Annotated in this window: 17 protein-coding genes; 7 read left to right on the top strand and 10 right to left on the bottom strand. The window is 63.3% G+C overall.

Annotated features, from left to right (window positions below):
* Positions 1–32: 32 nt before the first annotated feature.
* The 8 genes from nuoF to IYX23_RS12770 form a co-directional block, all read right to left on the bottom strand.
* On the bottom strand, positions 33–1,337 hold the full coding sequence (gene nuoF, locus IYX23_RS12805; protein ID WP_196393884.1) for an NADH-quinone oxidoreductase subunit NuoF: 1,305 nt from the start codon (positions 1,335–1,337) through the stop codon (positions 33–35).
* Between the two features lie 20 nt (positions 1,338–1,357).
* Positions 1,358–1,972, bottom strand: coding sequence for an NADH-quinone oxidoreductase subunit NuoE (nuoE, locus tag IYX23_RS12800; RefSeq protein ID WP_123177177.1), 615 nt, complete (start codon positions 1,970–1,972; stop codon positions 1,358–1,360).
* The gene (locus tag IYX23_RS12795) at positions 1,972–3,192 is read right to left on the bottom strand and encodes an NADH-quinone oxidoreductase subunit D (RefSeq protein ID WP_018407005.1); all 1,221 of its coding nucleotides are present in this window, start codon (positions 3,190–3,192) and stop codon (positions 1,972–1,974) included. Before IYX23_RS12795 ends, nuoE begins: the two co-directional genes overlap by 1 nt.
* 10 nt (positions 3,193–3,202) lie before the next feature.
* A complete protein-coding gene (locus IYX23_RS12790) occupies positions 3,203–3,805 on the bottom strand; it encodes an NADH-quinone oxidoreductase subunit C (protein WP_196393883.1) in 603 nt (200 codons plus the stop codon).
* 160 nt (positions 3,806–3,965) lie between these two features.
* Positions 3,966–4,556: an NADH-quinone oxidoreductase subunit B gene (locus IYX23_RS12785; protein ID WP_018407003.1), complete on the bottom strand. Its 591-nt coding sequence runs from the start codon at positions 4,554–4,556 to the stop codon at positions 3,966–3,968.
* Positions 4,547–4,909 (bottom strand): NADH-quinone oxidoreductase subunit A, encoded by a 363-nt coding sequence (locus tag IYX23_RS12780; protein WP_014891230.1) that lies wholly within the window; start codon positions 4,907–4,909, stop codon positions 4,547–4,549. Before IYX23_RS12780 ends, IYX23_RS12785 begins: the two co-directional genes overlap by 10 nt.
* 184 nt (positions 4,910–5,093) lie before the next feature.
* Positions 5,094–5,906, bottom strand: coding sequence for an ATP12 family protein (locus tag IYX23_RS12775; RefSeq protein ID WP_196393882.1), 813 nt, complete (start codon positions 5,904–5,906; stop codon positions 5,094–5,096).
* A 59-nt stretch (positions 5,907–5,965) separates the two neighbouring features.
* Positions 5,966–7,039, bottom strand: coding sequence for an RluA family pseudouridine synthase (locus IYX23_RS12770; RefSeq protein ID WP_196393881.1), 1,074 nt, complete (start codon positions 7,037–7,039; stop codon positions 5,966–5,968).
* Positions 7,040–7,292: 253 nt separating this feature from the next.
* Here IYX23_RS12770 and IYX23_RS12765 point away from each other — a divergent pair, with 253 nt between their 5' ends.
* From IYX23_RS12765 to IYX23_RS12755, 3 genes are all read left to right on the top strand, one after another.
* Positions 7,293–8,033, top strand: coding sequence for a hypothetical protein (locus IYX23_RS12765; RefSeq protein WP_348643660.1), 741 nt, complete (start codon positions 7,293–7,295; stop codon positions 8,031–8,033).
* Between the two features lie 34 nt (positions 8,034–8,067).
* Positions 8,068–8,685: a MotA/TolQ/ExbB proton channel family protein gene (locus IYX23_RS12760; protein WP_196393879.1), complete on the top strand. Its 618-nt coding sequence runs from the start codon at positions 8,068–8,070 to the stop codon at positions 8,683–8,685.
* 80 nt (positions 8,686–8,765) lie between these two features.
* The gene (locus IYX23_RS12755) at positions 8,766–10,544 is read left to right on the top strand and encodes a sodium:solute symporter (RefSeq protein WP_196393878.1); all 1,779 of its coding nucleotides are present in this window, start codon (positions 8,766–8,768) and stop codon (positions 10,542–10,544) included.
* A gap of 110 nt (positions 10,545–10,654) precedes the next feature.
* Here the strand turns inward: IYX23_RS12755 and IYX23_RS12750 are convergent, their stop codons facing one another.
* Entirely contained in the window at positions 10,655–11,248 is a 594-nt protein-coding gene (locus IYX23_RS12750; protein ID WP_196393877.1) for a hypothetical protein, read from the bottom strand.
* Positions 11,249–11,344: 96 nt separating this feature from the next.
* Positions 11,345–12,154 (bottom strand): sterol desaturase family protein, encoded by an 810-nt coding sequence (locus IYX23_RS12745; RefSeq protein ID WP_196393876.1) that lies wholly within the window; start codon positions 12,152–12,154, stop codon positions 11,345–11,347.
* 219 nt (positions 12,155–12,373) lie between these two features.
* Here IYX23_RS12745 and IYX23_RS12740 point away from each other — a divergent pair, with 219 nt between their 5' ends.
* From IYX23_RS12740 to pnp, 4 genes are all read left to right on the top strand, one after another.
* On the top strand, positions 12,374–12,892 hold the full coding sequence (locus IYX23_RS12740) for an SRPBCC family protein (RefSeq protein ID WP_196393875.1): 519 nt from the start codon (positions 12,374–12,376) through the stop codon (positions 12,890–12,892).
* A 20-nt stretch (positions 12,893–12,912) separates the two neighbouring features.
* Positions 12,913–13,365 (top strand): PAS domain-containing protein, encoded by a 453-nt coding sequence (locus IYX23_RS12735; RefSeq protein ID WP_196393874.1) that lies wholly within the window; start codon positions 12,913–12,915, stop codon positions 13,363–13,365.
* 148 nt (positions 13,366–13,513) lie between these two features.
* Positions 13,514–13,783, top strand: a complete 270-nt coding sequence (rpsO, locus tag IYX23_RS12730) for a 30S ribosomal protein S15 (RefSeq protein ID WP_029648958.1) — start codon at positions 13,514–13,516, stop codon at positions 13,781–13,783.
* A gap of 195 nt (positions 13,784–13,978) precedes the next feature.
* Positions 13,979–16,129, top strand: a complete 2,151-nt coding sequence (gene pnp / locus IYX23_RS12725; RefSeq protein WP_196393873.1) for a polyribonucleotide nucleotidyltransferase — start codon at positions 13,979–13,981, stop codon at positions 16,127–16,129.
* Positions 16,130–16,188: the final 59 nt, after the last annotated feature.

Below are 16,188 nucleotides of genomic sequence, written 5' to 3'. Positions count from 1 at the left end.
CGCTCTCCCCGAAGTCTCGATGGGTTCGATCATCACTCGGCCGCCACGCGGATCGGATCGGGATGCGGATTGGCCGCATATTGATCAATGCGCTTCTCGATCACGTCGCGGAAATGCGTAATGAGTCCCTGGACCGGCCAGGCCGCGGCGTCGCCAAGCGCGCAGATCGTGTGGCCTTCGATCTGCTTTGACACATCGAACAGCATGTCGATTTCTCGTCGGTGCGCGCGGCCTTCGACCATGCGTTGCAAAACGCGCCACATCCAGCCGGTGCCCTCGCGGCAGGGCGTGCACTGGCCGCAGCTCTCATGCTTATAAAAATATGACAAACGCGCGATGGCGCGGATGATGTCGGTCGATTTGTCCATGACGATCACCGCCGCCGTGCCAAGGCCCGACTTCAGGGCGACCAGACTGTCGAAATCCATCGGGCAATCGACGATCTCCTTGGAGGGCACGCAACGCACCGATGAACCGCCGGGAATGACCGCAAGCAGATTGTCCCAGCCGCCGCGCACGCCGCCGCAATGGGTCTCGATCAATTCGCGAAACGGGATCGACATCGCCTCTTCGACATTGCACGGCCGATTGACGTGGCCGGAAATCGAAAAGAGCTTGGTGCCGGTGTTGTTGGGCTTGCCGATGCCGGCGAACCAGGCGGCGCCGCGGCGCAGGATGGTCGGCGCGACGGCGATCGATTCGACGTTATTGACCGTCGTCGGACAGCCATAGAGACCGACATTGGCCGGAAACGGCGGCTTTAACCGCGGCATGCCCTTCTTGCCTTCGAGGCTTTCAAGCAGCGCGGTCTCTTCGCCGCAAATATAAGCGCCCGCGCCATGATGGACGTAGAGATCGAACGGATAGCCGTGAATATTGTTCTTGCCGATCAGCCGCGCGTCATAGGCTTCGTCGACGGCTTTCTGGAGCGCGACGCGCTCGGCGATGAACTCGCCGCGAATGTAAATGTAACAGGCATGCGCGCCCATGGCGAAGCTCGCGATGAGCGCGCCTTCGACCAGCGTATGCGGATCGTTGCGCATGATCTCGCGATCCTTGCACGTGCCGGGCTCCGACTCGTCGGCGTTGATGACGAGATAATGCGGCCGCTTGGGATCGATTTCCTTCGGCATGAAGGACCATTTCAGGCCTGTCGAAAACCCGGCGCCGCCACGCCCGCGCAAACCCGACGCCTTGATCTCATTGATGATCGAGTCGCGGCCCTTGTCGAGCAGCGCCTTGGTGTTGTCCCACTGCCCGCGCTTTCGCGCGCCGGCAAGCGATCTGTCGCCCAGGCCATAAAGGTTGGTGAAAATGCGATCGGCGTCGGAAAGCATGGTTTCTTCTCTTCCCTCTGCTACTTCGCGCCGTCGCCGTAAAGCGACGTCAGACTCGTCAGCTTGCCAACCGGCTCCGAAGAGACGCGCCCGATTTGCGAGCCGATTTTCACCGGGCGACCCGCGGCGAGATTGTCGAGAAGCTTCTCGAAATTCTCGGCGGTCAGATCCTCGTAATAGTCGTCGTTGATCTGCACCATCGGCGCGTTGCAGCACGCGCCGAGGCACTCGACCTCGAGCCAGGAAAACAGCCCGTCGTCGGTCACGCGCCGCTGAGGGCCGACCCGGCGATGCAGCACGTCAATGATCTCATCCGAGCCGGCGAGCAGGCACGGCGTCGTGCCGCAAAGCTGGATGAAATATTTGCCGACGGGCTCCAGATTGAACATCGAATAGAAGGTCGCGATCTCGAGCACGCGGATTTTCGCCATGCCGAGCGCGTCCGCGACTTTTTCGATCGCCGCCTGCGACAACCAATTGTCATGCTGCTTTTGCGCCTGCCACAGCGCCGGCACGACCATCGAGGCCTGGCGGCCGTCGGGATATTTGGCGATCTGCTTCTCGAGCCACGCCTTGTTTTCGGGCGTGAATTCGAAGCTCTCTGTCTGTTTTTCGGCGAGACGACGGACGGACATTAGCGATCGACCTCCCCGAACACGATGTCGAGCGAACCCAGAATCGCCGAGACATCGGCGAGCATGTGGTTCTTGCAGAGAAAATCCATGGCGGACAAATGCGCGAAGCCCGGCGCGCGAATCTTGCAGCGATACGGCTTATCGCCGCCGTCAGACACGAGATAGACGCCGAATTCGCCTTTGGGCGCCTCGACCGCGGCGTAGACTTCGCCCTCGGGCACATGGAAGCCTTCGGTGAAGAGCTTGAAGTGATGGATCAAGGCTTCCATCGAGCGCTTCATCTCGCCGCGCGAGGGCGGCGTGATCTTATGATTGGGCGCCATCACCGGGCCACGGTTTTCAGCGCGCATCAGCTTTTCGACGCATTGTTTCATGATCGAGGTCGACTGCCGCATCTCCTCCATGCGGATCACGGCGCGGTCGTAGCAATCGCCATGCTTGCCGACCGGGATGTCGAACTCCATCTCCTCGTAGCATTCGTAAGGCTGCGCCTTGCGCAGATCCCAGGCGGCGCCCGAGCCGCGCACCATCACCCCCGAGAAGCCCCATTTCCAGGCGTCTTCCAAAGAGATGACGCCGATGTCGACGTTGCGCTGCTTGAAGATGCGGTTGCCGATGAAGAGTTCATCGAGATCTTCGACGACCTTGAGGAACGGATCGCAAAAGGCGCCGATATCCTCGACGAGCTGGTCGGGCAGGTCACGCGCGACGCCGCCGGGCCGGAAATAATTGGCGTGCATGCGCGCGCCCGAAGCGCGCTCATAGAACACCATCAGCTTTTCGCGCTCTTCATAGCCCCAGAGCGGGGGAGTGAGCGCGCCGACGTCCATCGCCTGCGAGGTGACGTTGAGCAGATGCGAGAGCAGCCGGCCGATTTCGGCGTAAAGCACGCGAATGAGCTGGCCGCGGCGCGGCACTTCAACGCCGAGCAGACGCTCGATCGCCAGGCAGAAGGCGTGTTCCTGGTTCATCGGCGCGCAATAATCGAGCCGATCGAAATAGGGCACGTTCTGCAGATAGGTGCGCGACTCCATCAGCTTTTCGGTGCCGCGATGCAGGAAGCCCACATGCGGATCGACGCGCTCGACGACCTCGCCGTCGAGTTCGAGGATCAGGCGCAGCACGCCATGGGCCGCCGGATGCTGCGGGCCGAAGTTGATGTTGAAGTTACGCAGACCCTGTGATTCGGGCTTCGCCGGCGCGGGGGTTTGATCGTTCATCTCGACGCGCTCACTTGCTCGCCTTCTCGTCGCCGGGAAGGTCGTAGTGCACGCCCTCCCAGGGCGAGAGGAATTCAAAGTTGCGGTATTCCTGGCTGAGGCGCACCGGCTCATAGACGACGCGCTTCTGCTCGTCGTCGTAGCGCACCTCGACGAAGCCCGTCATCGGGAAGTCCTTGCGCAGCGGATGACCGTCGAAGCCGTAGTCGGTCATGATGCGGCGCAGATCTGGATGGCCGGAAAAGATCACGCCGAAGAGATCGTAAGTCTCGCGCTCGAACCAGTCGGCGCCGGGATAGAGCGTGACGAGCGAGGCGACAGGCGTTTCTTCCGACGCCGGCGTCTTGATGCGGATACGGCGGTTGTATTTGGGCGAGAGCAGATGCGCGACGACCTCGAAACGCTCGGCCCGCTGCGGGTAATCCGCCGCCGTCACGTCGATGAAACACACGAAGAGGCAGTCGGGGCTGTCGCGCAGATGGGCGGCGACCTCGAGCCAGCGGTCGCGCATGACCGTCAGCGTAAGTTCGCCATAGGCGACCTTCACCTCCGTCACCGCGCCGGGCAAGGCGCCGCTGATTTTAGCGCCGAGAGCTTCCAACTCAGCCGACATTCTAAATTCCTTGGCCTGCCGCCCTTCCCCCGTCCTTCGAGACGGCGGCTGCGCCGCCTCCTCAGGATGAGCGAAGTGCTTGACCCGACCTCACCCTGAGGAGCCCGCGCGAGCGGGCGTCTCGAAGGACGAGAGCGGACAACTCCTCAGTTTCGCGTCGTTAGCGCTCGATCGTGCCCGTGCGCCGGATTTTCTTCTGCAACAGCAGCATGCCGTAGACGAGCGCCTCCGCCGAAGGCGGGCATCCCGGCACATAGATGTCGACCGGAATGATGCGATCGCAGCCGCGCACCACTGAATAGGAATAGTGATAGTAGCCGCCGCCGTTGGCGCAGGAGCCCATCGAGATCACGTAGCGCGGCTCCGGCATCTGGTCGTAGACCTTGCGCATCGCCGGCGCCATTTTGTTCGTCAGCGTGCCGGCGATGATGATGCAGTCGGACTGACGCGGGCTCGCGCGCGGCGCAAAACCGAAGCGCTCCAGATCATAGCGCGGCATCGCCGCCTGGATCATCTCAACAGCGCAGCAGGCGAGACCGAACGTCATCCACATCAGCGAGCCGGTGCGCGCCCAATTGATGACGTCGTCCGTGGCGGTGACGAAAAAACCCTTGTCGGCGAGTTCGTCGTTGAGATGCAGAAAGAACGGGTCGTCCGAGCCGACAGGCTTGCCGGTGCGCGGATCGATCAGTCCCTTGGGCTGCGGCGCGATCAGAGTCTGGCGCACGCCTTCCTTCTCGATCAGTCCCATTCCAGAGCTCCCTTGCGCCACTCGTAGACGAAGCCGACGGTGAGCACGCCCAGGAACGCCATCATCGACCAGAAGCCGAAGGCGCCCGCTTCCTTGAAGGCCACCGCCCAGGGAAAGAGAAAGGCCACTTCAAGATCGAAGACGATGAAAAGCAGAGAGACGAGATAGAAGCGCACGTCGAATTTCATGCGCGCGTCATTGAAGGGATTGAAGCCGCATTCATAGGCGGAGAGCTTTTCGGGGTCCGGCGCCTTGAACGCCAGCAGGAAGGGCGCAACGAGCAATGCGCCGGCAATCACAGCCGATAGGGCGATGAAGATCACCAGCGGCAGATATTGTTCGAGCAGCGGCATGAGTCTGGTCCGACTTCGGCGGGGCGAGGGCCGGTCGCGGGAGCGTTTCCTTGGCGTTATTCCTTAGAACGACTCCAGGCCGCGCGTTCCGTAACAAAGGCCATTGTGCAAAGCAAGAGAGGAAGCGCCCCGTCGGCAAATTGGCCGCAGCCTTTTGACGAGGCGCCTCTATATTGCGCTTCAGTCAGTTAGGAGTGGAATGGCGCGACACGGTCGCCGCCGCCTCGAACTCCTGCAAGCGTGCTGACCGTCTAGCCATCGCTTCGGAGTCTTCGCCCCAGGCGCGCATCTGCCAGTCTTCGTCGACGTTGGCGGCCTCCCAGGCCTTGCCCGCGTCTATTTCGTGTCGGGCGGCTGCAAGCGCAAGTACCGCGGAGCCTGATAGCGTCGTCATGACGTGGAGCGCGGCGAGCCTGAGCGGCGCGCCGGCGCCCTCCCCCACATAATCGCGCACGGCGCGCGCAAACGCGTCGAGCGCCGCCTGCGGCTGTTCGATGAACATGACGCCTTCCACAAGCGCGAGCTTGGCGCCAAGTTTTTCGCGCGCGAAGGCGACGAGCGGGTCCCAGGCCGAAGATTGCGCCGCCGCCAGGCTCTCCGGCTCTCCAGCGCGGTAGCAGATGAGGTCGGAGGCGGCATATTTGGCGACATCGGCTTCGACCTCGGCCATTTGCGCCGCCACGCCGTCGAGCGCGGTGTTCATCAGCTTGGTGAGCGGCATCGTCGCCGGATCAATCGTCTCGCCCTGCTTCGCCCATTCGGCGGCGATCGCTTCCGCCAGCGGCCGTGAGGGCGCGACCAGCGGACGCCTTGCCGGCGTGTTGACCGGCCGACCGTCCAGAAAAATTCCGTAGCCGCCCTCGGCGGGCGCCGCCACCGCCTCCTTATAGAAGCGCTTCGGCAAGGGACGCGCCGGTTCGCGCGCGGCCTTTACCGGATCGCGCTCCTCCGGGGAGACGAAAAAATCGGCGTCGAGGCCGGTCGGCTCCTTTGACATTTGTCATCCTTGCCTGAGGCGCCCAAGGAAACGCCGCTCGCCGGGCTTTTCCCGGCCCCTTAAGCGTCCGGCGCGTCCTCGATCGGGTCATGACGCTTCACGTCGAAGCCGAAAAGGTCCCAGCTCTGCTGCATATGATCGGGCAGCGGCGCGGTCACGTCCAGAACGCCGCCCCTTGGATGCGGCAGGACGAGGCGGCGGGCGAGCAGGTGGAGCTTGCGCTCGAGCCCTTCCGGCACGGCGCGCAGAGGGTCGCGACGGCGGACCTCGTCCTCCGGGCGATGGCCATATTTGGGGTCGCCGAAGATCGGGTGGCCGATCGCCTCCGCATGCGCGCGCAACTGATGCGTGCGTCCGGTGAGCGGCTTCATCGACAGCCAGGCGCAGCGCGGCGCGACCTTGTCGACGATCGCGTAATAGGTCAGCGAATGCTGCGCGTCGGCCTCGCCATGTTTGGCGACGCGCATTTTCTCGAGGTCTCTTGCGCCGCCTCTGGATTTTTCCATGCCGGCGCCTTTCGCCAGATAGAGCGAGATCCGGCCCTGCGACGGCTTCGGCACGCCTTCGACAAGCGCCCAATAGATCTTCTTGGCCTGCCGGGAGCGGAAAATCTCGCCGAGGTCGGCGGCCATCCGCCGGTTCTTGGCGACGAGCAGCACGCCGGAGGTGTCGCGGTCGAGGCGATGCACGAGCACGGGCCGCGTGTCGCCCTTGGCGAGCGATTCCAGCATCCCGTCAATATGGCGCGTCTGACCTGAGCCGCCCTGCGTCGCCAGCCCATAGGGCTTGTTGAGGACGAGCACATCCTTGTCCTCAAAGAGCGTCATGTCGGCCAGCGCCAGCGCGTCCTTGGGGTCGGCGCGCTTCACCGCCGGCGCCGCGGGCGCCTCGATCTTCAAAGGCGGCACGCGAATTTTTTGCCCCTCTTCGAGCCGCGTCGAGGTTTCGACGCGCTTGCCGTCGACCCGCACTTCGCCTTTGCGGCAGATTTTGGCGAGATGGGACAAAGCGAGCCCGGGATAACGACGCTTGAACCAGCGGTCGAGGCGCATCCCCGCCTCGTCCTCGGTGACGAGGGCGGTGGAGACGCCGCCCGCGGCGGCCGGCGTCTGCGAATTTGGACTGAGGGACATGGCCGCCTTATCCGCCAAAGCCGCCTCTGTGTCGATCACGATAGGGCGGCGCCGCTCGGCGATCCAGGCGCCACACAAAGCCGCACCCGCTCCGCCAAGGCTTGAAGCGCGCCCTTCCACGCGCCTATGATGCGAACGATTTTAGGCGCATCGGCGGCGGAGCGCTTCGCAAGTGAATCAGACGACTAAAAGTTCGATCGTTGGCGCGCAATTGGAAAAGCGACCCCCGCTCAGGCCCCGTTGGCTGCATCCAGTGTCCACGGCTTCGGTCGTCGCGATATTCGTCGCCTTCTTTGCTTCAGGCGTTTACTGGCCGCAGTCGCCGGTCATCGACCTTAGCAGCATAAATGCCGACCTCATCCCGGAAGGCGTTTCGCTCGAGGCGGGAGATCCCGCGCCCGAAGGAGATTCGCTGGACGATCCGTTGCCGATCGAGACGGCGTCACTTTCCGTCGAGGGAATGGACGAACTGATCTCTGACGAGCCGCCGCCACCGTTGATCATGGAGCCCGACGCGGTTCAAGCGCCGGAAAAGAAAGAAAAGGCCGAGAAAAAGGAAAAGGTCGAGAAGCCGAAGAAAGCGGAGAAAAGCGTCCGCGAGCGCCGAGAAACGGCCGATGATGGACGCCGCGCGGCCGAGAAGGGTCGGCGCTATGGTCTCCCGGGAGGAACCGGTCAAGGATCCGGAACGGCGAGAGTCGCGGGCCGCTTCGGCTTGCCGGGGGGCCGCGGCGACGCTTCCGTCGCCTCGCAGGCGAGTTGTATCGCCCAGGTCGCCGCTTCGATTCGCGGGCGCACGCCAGCTGTGACGAGCCTTGGCCCGGGGACCGTCTCCGTCTCCTTCTATATCAACTCCGGCGGCGGCATTTCGAGCATTTCAGTCTCGGGCGGCAGCCCCGCGCATGCGGCGCTGGCGCGGCGCATCGTCGCCTCTTCGCGCGGGCCAAGCAGCTGCGGTGCCGTGTATGCGCGACAGGGAATCACGTTTCAATAGCGCTTAACGCCGCGAGTCTCAGGAGAGCGTTGCAATGGATTTTGCGCCCATGTCGCTTGCGCCCATGTCGCCCCTCGGCATGTTCATCTATGCCGGACCTGTCAGTAAACTGGTGATGGCGCTGCTTCTCGCCGCGGCTGTCTGGACCTGGGTGCTCATCATCGACGGCGTCTTTGTTCTGCGGCGTCTGTCCAAGGCATTGGATCGCGTGCGCGCCGGCGGCGACATTGGCGTCCTTTGGCCGATCGCCGAAGCCGCGCGCGAAGCGTCGCAAGCTGAATTGCCCAACGAATCCATCCACCAAAAGCGCGAACGAATCTTGCTGCAGATGAACCGCGCCGCACGCGAATTCATGCTCGACGCCGAAGGCGGGCTCCCGGTTTTAGCCATCGTCGCTTCGGCGGGACCCTTTGTCGGCCTGTTCGGCACAGTTTGGGGCATCATGTCGAGCTTCTCGGGCATCGCGCAGACTCAAGACACGAGTCTTGCGGTCGTCGCTCCTGGCATCGCGGATGCGCTCGCCGCGACGGCCTATGGGCTCGCCGCCGCCATTCCGGCCGCGATCGGCTATAACCGCATGGGCATGGCGTTCGGCGGTCTCAAAGAGAGAATGAGCCGCTATATCCTGACCTATGCGACGTCGATCGCTTAGAGCGGAGATGCGCGCGCCATCTTGGCCGGCGAGACGTCCTCATCTAGAGTCTCATCGTTTCTGACTTAACGAGGGCAAGGATGAGCGATCGGTCGGCCGAGCAGGCGGCGCTCGAAAGAGCCAATCTTGACGCGCGAATCGCCTTCGTGGCCGCGAGCTTTCTGCTGGCTTACGCCTTTGCGGCGCTTCTCGACCGCGTCGGCGCCCCGGAGCGCTTCGTTGGCGCGGCCCCGCCCTATTTCACCATCCTCGGACTCGCCACGCTCGGCTTCCTTCTGCATTCGATGCGCGCGTCGGTCTATTACACCGCCGGCCGCGCATTGCCCGCCGCCTACGCCGGCTTCGCCAACGCCGCGGTCGTGCTCGCTCTGATGCTGCCTTTCGGCGCGCGGCTTGCGGGGGGCGGCTGGGCGATCGGCGCCGTCGGCGGCGTCTTCATCGGTCTCGCCGCGGCAGGGCTTTATGTCGGCCCGCTGCTACGCAAAACCGGCGTTTTTTCCATTTCCGAACTTCTGTGCGCCCGTTTTACAAGCGCCGCGACGCGGGTCGGCTTCATCGGCGCGGTGGCGCTGTCTTCGACGCTGCTTGCCGCCGCCGGCAGCCTGATCGCGGTGAATGCGCTTGTCGAACTCACCGGCGCCAACCGGGGCTTCGCCGCGTTTCTGATCGCCGCGGCGAGCCTGATCATCGCCGGTCCCGGCGGACTTTCGGGCGTCATGTGGGCGGCGGCGGCGGCCGCTGGCGTGGCGACGCTGGGCTTTGGCTGGCCCATCGCCGCGCTCAGTCTCCATGACGCCCTGCCGAGCGGCCTGATCTTTGGCGGCGAAGCCTCCACGGAGGCCGCGAAACTGCTGGAGAACTGGGGCGTTACGCCGACGCCGATGGGCCTGCCGGTCGAATTCGCCACGACGATCGCCGTGGCGTTGGGGATCGCCACGCTCGCGCCGGTGCTCGCCGCCTCGGTGGCGACCTGGGACGGACGCAGCGCGCGGCGCGCCGGAGTCGCCGCCCTCTTCTGGACCGTCGTCATCGCCTTGCTTGCGGCTGCGGCGATCGCCGCTTCGGCGCTGTCGCTCGCCCGCGCCAGTGCTGGACAGCCGCCCGAACGCCTGCCGCAAGCGATCTATCAGGCGAGCGAGCGCGGGCTTGTCAGCGTCTGCGGCGCTTACGTGCGCGGGCCGTCAGAGGCTCAGCGGGCCTGCGCGGCGAAGGGATACGCGCCCGGCGCGCCGCTCGCCGCGGCGGAGATTCGCCCGCTCGACGGCGACTTTCTGCTCGGCGCGCTGCCGCAGGCGGCGGAACTCGGCGCGGCGTCTTCGGGGCTCATCGCCTCGGCCCTTATCGCCCTCGGTCTGGCGCTGGCCACGGCGGGCCTGCAAGCCTGCGCGACCGCCTTCGGCCATGACGCGCTCTATCGGCTGCGCGGCGAGATCGACCTGACGAGCCGGCGTCTCGCCGTCAACCGCGTCACGCTCGTGGTCGTGTCAACTCTTGCTTACGTGACGGCCGTCACCGGCGTCTTCACGCCAGGCGCGCTCGTCGCAGCGGCGCTCGCCGTCTCGGCCGCCTGCCTCGCGCCGTCTCTCGCCTTGGCCTTTTGGCCGCGCGCCGGCGATCGCGAAGCGCTGGTCGCGCTCTGCGGCGGCGCGGTGGGCCTGTTCAGCGCCTTGGCCGTGGCGGGATCGCCCAGTCGCGTCGAAATCTATGCGCTCTGCGCGCTTGCCGGCATAACGCTTGGCGGCGGGCTTGGATTGCTGTCGGGACTTACCTCAAGAAGCGACAAGCCCGCGGCCCGCGCCTTCATCACCCGCATGTTGCGCGGCGACGCCCAGATGTTGCAACCCGACAAGGGCGCGTAGAGAAGGTTCCGGAAAAGTTGACAGACTTTTTCGATGAGAACCTGCTCCAACCATTGTGATGTGAGCGATGCCTTCCCGATCACATGGTTCCATGTGATCGAAGAAGCGCTCTATGGCTTTGTGCTGAAGAAATCTTCGCCGGGCGTGATCTTGCCGAGGACGATCGGCGTGTCCTTGCCGCAGGCGAAATCGCGGGCGTGTTTGTCGGCGATCTCGCGCGCCAGTTCGTTGGCGTTGGGGTTGGCGAGCGCGTCGACGTAGCCGACATGGCAGACGGCGCCCGGCGGCAGGCGCGTGACGACCAGGGCGCGGCCTCGGACCTCCCGGTTCTCCATGTCGGCGGCGCGTTTCACGTTCCAGCGCATGATCGCCGCGAAGGGCCTGCCATTGGCGAGCCGCCATTCGACGACGCCCTTATAAAAGTCGTTGAAGGGCGCAAGCGTCTGTCCCGCCGCCGGTTCGTCCTTGGCCTTGAATCCGAAGCTGACATACATGCGCTGATCGCCCGCCCCAAGCCACATGGGCATGCCCGCATAGCCCTTGCAGCGCCAGTCGCCATAGTCCTCGACCGCCTTTCCAGGCCGGTGCTTGCAGTCGCGGCGCACGTCCAGCTTTGTGTAAGCGGAGGAGATGTCCTGCGCCGCGGCGGGCGCGACGCCGCTCAAAACGACAAGCGGCAAACAATAGCGGGCGATGCGGTTCATCAAGGCTCTCGTCACGCGGCGCGGAGACGACCCGGGCTTTTATCGCCGCGATCGTGAGCCCCCCAAGCCGCGCGCGCATTGCGCCAGCGCACACGCCTAAGGAAGCGGCTTTCGGGGAACAAGATGCATGACGCGCGCAAGCCGACGCTCGGTGAGAAAGGCCAAACTGAACAGCTGCAGGACATTTTCCGCCTCGATCAGCTCGAGACCGATGGATTTCGGCGTCAGAACTTTTCGCGTGCGAAAGATGATGTCCCAGATCGAAAGGACGATTCCATAATTGCTGTCGTGCTCGCTGCGCAGCGTCGAGTGATGGGCGCGGTGCAGAGACGGCGTGATGATGAAATAGGACAGAATCCTCTCTCCGGGAATCGCGATGTTGGCGTGGTGGAACAGCACGAAGAACATGCGCACAACCTCGCATACCACCACGACATGCGCCGGCGCGCCGATGACGACGGCGCAGACGCATTTCACGACGACTTCCAGCAGCTGATCGAAGACATGGAAACGCAGTCCGGTCGTGACGTGAAAGCTCTTATCGCTGTGATGGATTTTGTGAAACAGCCATAGCGCTTCAGCCCTGTGCCCGAGATAGTGCCACGCATATACCGCCAGATCGAACAACACGAAGCTTGCGATCCATTTCAACGGCGCGTCAGGCAGGCTCGATAGCAGGCCATAGTTCGAATAATTAGAAGCGACGACGAGCAGGCTGGAAACGGACAAGACATTCATAATGACGTTGTTGATCAGGAAAGCAGAGGTGTTGGTGGAGAAAGACGCCTTCAGACCCGCGCCCGCGAATTTCTTGTAAGGACGGAATTTTTCGACGACGAGCAGGATCGCAAAAAGACAGAATGCCGCGATCAGCAACAGGTTCTCGATATGTGGCGGAGCGCTCATCGCCGACCTCGCTGGTTTGGGATGGGCCGTTTCAGGCGCGCGGCGAAGCGGCCCGACCTATAAGATGGGCGACCCCGGCTCCTTGAAGACCGTCAATCTTCGCCAATTTGCCGGCGTTTTTAGACGGCGCGGGGGAAGTCGCCTTGATCGCCCTTGTCAGCCGCCGGAAAACGCTTAGCTCGTCTGAGGGAGCCCATCATCTTTCAGTAAGGGCGTCGCATGTTGGGACTTAACGTAAATCTCCAAGCATTAAGGCCGACCCCTCCGCCAGCCGTCGGCGGCGTCGCCAGAACCGTCATTTCACGGCCGCGCGATTTTGCTTTCGACTTTGTCGCCCGCGATTTTTTCGCGAATTATCAGCGATGGTGTCCGCAAGTCGTGGAGTTGGAGCCGAATGGAAGCGCGCCCGTGCGCGTCGGGACGACGGCGCGTCAAGTCACGATGGAACGGGGCATTCGCAGCGAGAGCACATTTGCAATCGCGGCCATCGAACGTCCGCGCCTTCTCGCGCTGGAAGGAATTTCCGAACCCTTCTCGTCCTCCTACGCATTCGAGTGCGAACCGCAAGGAACCATGCTGATTTTCACCTTTGAATTGCGTGAGATCGAATTTTCGATGCGACCCTTCGTCAAACTGATACGCGCCGCATTGCAGGACGGCGCAGAGCAGATCGTCGAGAACCTTCGGGCGCTTATCGAAACCGGCGCGACTTCAGCCGAACCCGCCGGCGCATCATGATAAACTAAGGTCAACGAAAAATGTTCGTCGTTCAGAAAGATGACGGGATCATCCCGAAGATTTTGACGCAGATTCTCGATTCATGCGTCAATGGCGTCACGCTGGCGGACCCGGATCAACCGGACGCGCCAATCGTCTATGCGAACAAGGCCTTCGAAAGCATGACCGGCTATGGCCAGGAGGAGATCATTGGCCGCAACTGCCGATTTCTGCAAGGCGTCGACAGGGATCAGGAGGGGCTCGCGCCGCTGCGGGAGGCCATGCGCAAGCATGAACACATTGAAGTGACGCTGCGCAACTATCGGAAAAATGGCGAGTTGTTCTTCAATAAACTCAATATCACGCCGCTGCTCGATAGTCGCGGCGCGGTGATTTACTATCTCGGCGTGCAATATGACGTGACCGAGCTTGTCCGCGCGGAAGCGGAAATCAACAGGCTGGACCAGCGACTGAAGGCGCTGGAGAAGGCGTAAGACCTCTATCCATCTCCTGCATTTCTGCTATAACGCCTCGGCACGCCCCGGTCCGCCGGGGCGGCTCCGTTTTCGCGCGACCCTGCTGGACGACATCCCGGCCTTGGCCGCGGAGCGCGGATCACCTCCTAAAGACAAGGAAAATCCGATGTCGATCTCGGCGGAGCGCAAGCAGTCGCTCATCAAGGAATATTCCACCAAGGCGAACGACACGGGCTCGCCCGAGGTGCAGGTGGCGATTCTCACCGAACGAATCACCAATCTGACCGAACACTTCAAGACTCATGCGAAAGACAATCACTCGCGTCGCGGGCTCCTGAAGCTCGTTTCCCAGCGCCGCCAGCTCCTTGACTACGTGAAGGTGCGGGACGAACCGCGCTACAAGAGCCTGATCGAGCGGCTCGGCATCCGCCGCTAAGCAGCTGAGCGAAAGCGGCGCGACGATGCGCCGCTTTCCCCAAGATGGGCGTCCAGAGGGACGCTCGCCACGACCAACGCGTAAAGTCATGGCAGGATCGCCGGACGCTGCGTCGACGCTTTACGAAACACCGCTGCCGCAGCTTCTCGCCGTCTTGCTCATGACGAACCGCAGGTTCATCAGAGAAAGACCAGCATGTTCCAAGTTCACCGCGAAGAACTCGATTGGGCCGGGCGCACGCTCGTGCTCGAGACCGGCAAGGTCGCCCGCCAGGCCGACGGCGCCGTGATGGCGAGTTGGGGCGAGACGACAGTGCTCGCGACCGTCGTTTCGGCCAAGGCGCCAAAACCCAGCCAGGACTTTTTCCCGCTCACCGTCAATTATCAGGAAAAAGCCTTCGCCGCCGGCCGCATCCCGGGAGGCTATTTCAAGCGCGAGGGCCGTCCCTCCGAGCGCGAGACGCTGATCTCCCGCCTCATCGACCGCCCGATCCGCCCGCTCTTCCCCGACGGATATCGCAATGACACGCAGGTCATCGCGACCGTGCTTTCGCACGACCTCGAAAACGATCCCGACATTCTCGCCTTGGTCGCGGCGTCAGCGGCGCTGACGCTTTCCGGCGTTCCTTTCATGGGACCGGTTGGCGGCGCGCGCGTCGGCTGCATCAACGGTCAGCTCAAACTCAATCCGACGATCGAGGAGATGAAGCTCTCCGAACTCGATCTCATCGTCGCCGGCACGCAGGACGCCGTGTTGATGGTCGAGTCGGAAGCAAAGGAGCTCTCCGAGGAGACGATGCTGCAAGCGGTCATGCTGGGGCATCGCGGCTTCCAGCCGGTGATCGACGCCATCATCCGCCTTGCCGAACGCGCCGCCAAGGACCCGCGCGACCTCGTCATCGCCGACACCACGGACGTCGCGAACGCCGTCGCCCAGGTCGCCGAAGCCGAACTGCGCGAAGCCTACAAGAACACCGTCAAGCAGGAGCGTTACGCCGCCGTCGACGCCGTGAAGGCGAAGGTGACCGCCGCGCTCTTCCCGGAAGGCGGCGAGGCCAAATTCACAAAGGAAGAAGTCGGCGCGGCCTTCAAGGAGCTTCAGGCCAAGGTCGTCCGCTGGAACATTCTCGACACCGGCATCCGCATCGACGGCCGCGACGTCAAGACCGTGCGCCCGATCGTCGCCGAAGTCGGCGTTCTCCCGCGCACGCATGGCTCGGCGCTCTTCACCCGCGGCGAGACGCAGGCCCTCGTCGTGGCCACACTCGGAACGGGCGAAGACGAGCAATATGTCGATTCGCTGGAGGGCACCTACAAGGAGCGCTTCCTGCTCCATTACAACTTCCCTCCCTACAGCGTCGGCGAGACCGGCCGCATGGGTTCGCCCGGCCGTCGCGAAATCGGCCATGGCAAGCTCGCTTGGCGCGCGCTCAGGCCGATGCTGCCGGCGGTCGCTGAGTTCCCCTACACGCTGCGCGTCGTCTCCGAGATCACCGAGTCGAATGGCTCGTCCTCGATGGCGACGGTCTGCGGCACATCTTTGGCGCTCATGGACGCCGGCGTGCCGATTAAGGCACCGACGGCCGGCATCGCCATGGGCCTCATCCTCGAAGGCGAACGTTTCGCCGTGCTCTCGGATATCTTGGGCGACGAGGATCATCTCGGCGACATGGACTTCAAGGTTGCGGGCACGTCCAATGGCGTGACCTCGCTGCAGATGGACATCAAGATCGCCGGCATCACCGAGGAAATCATGAAGGTCGCGCTCGCTCAGGCGAGGGACGGCCGACTGCATATTCTCGGCGAAATGGCGAAAGCGATCACGAGTTCGCGCGCCGAACTCGGCGAATTCGCGCCGCGCATCGAGACGATGAAGATCCCCACCGACAAGATCCGCGACGTGATCGGCTCGGGCGGCAAGGTCATCCGCGAAATCGTCGAGAAGACCGGCGCCAAGATCAATATCGAGGACGACGGCACGGTGAAGGTCGCCTCCTCGGACGGCAATTCCATCAAGGCGGCTATCAACTGGATCAAGTCCATCGCCTCTGATCCCGAGGTCGGCTTGATCTACGAGGGCACGGTGGTGAAAACCGCCGACTTTGGCGCCTTCGTCAACTTCTTCGGCGCCAAGGACGGGCTCGTTCACATCTCGCAGCTCTCCAAGCAGCGCGTGAACAAGACGACCGACGTCGTGAAGGAAGGCGACCGCGTGAAGGTCAAACTCCTCGGTTTTGACGACCGCGGCAAGGTCCGCCTCTCGATGCGCGTCGTCGACCAGGAGACCGGCGAAGACCTTGAGGCCAAGGAAAAGGCCGAAGCCGTCGCGGCGAACGGCGGAGAATAAGACATTCAACGGGCGGCTTCTCGAAGCCGCCCGTTTTTCTTGGCGCTATTTGCGCGGCC

The sequence above is a fragment of the Methylocystis sp. L43 genome (genome assembly GCF_015709525.1).
In the GTDB taxonomy this organism is placed as follows: domain Bacteria; phylum Pseudomonadota; class Alphaproteobacteria; order Rhizobiales; family Beijerinckiaceae; genus Methylocystis.
Note: the sequence above shows the minus strand (reverse complement) of the source record. Positions and strands in the feature narration are given on the sequence as shown.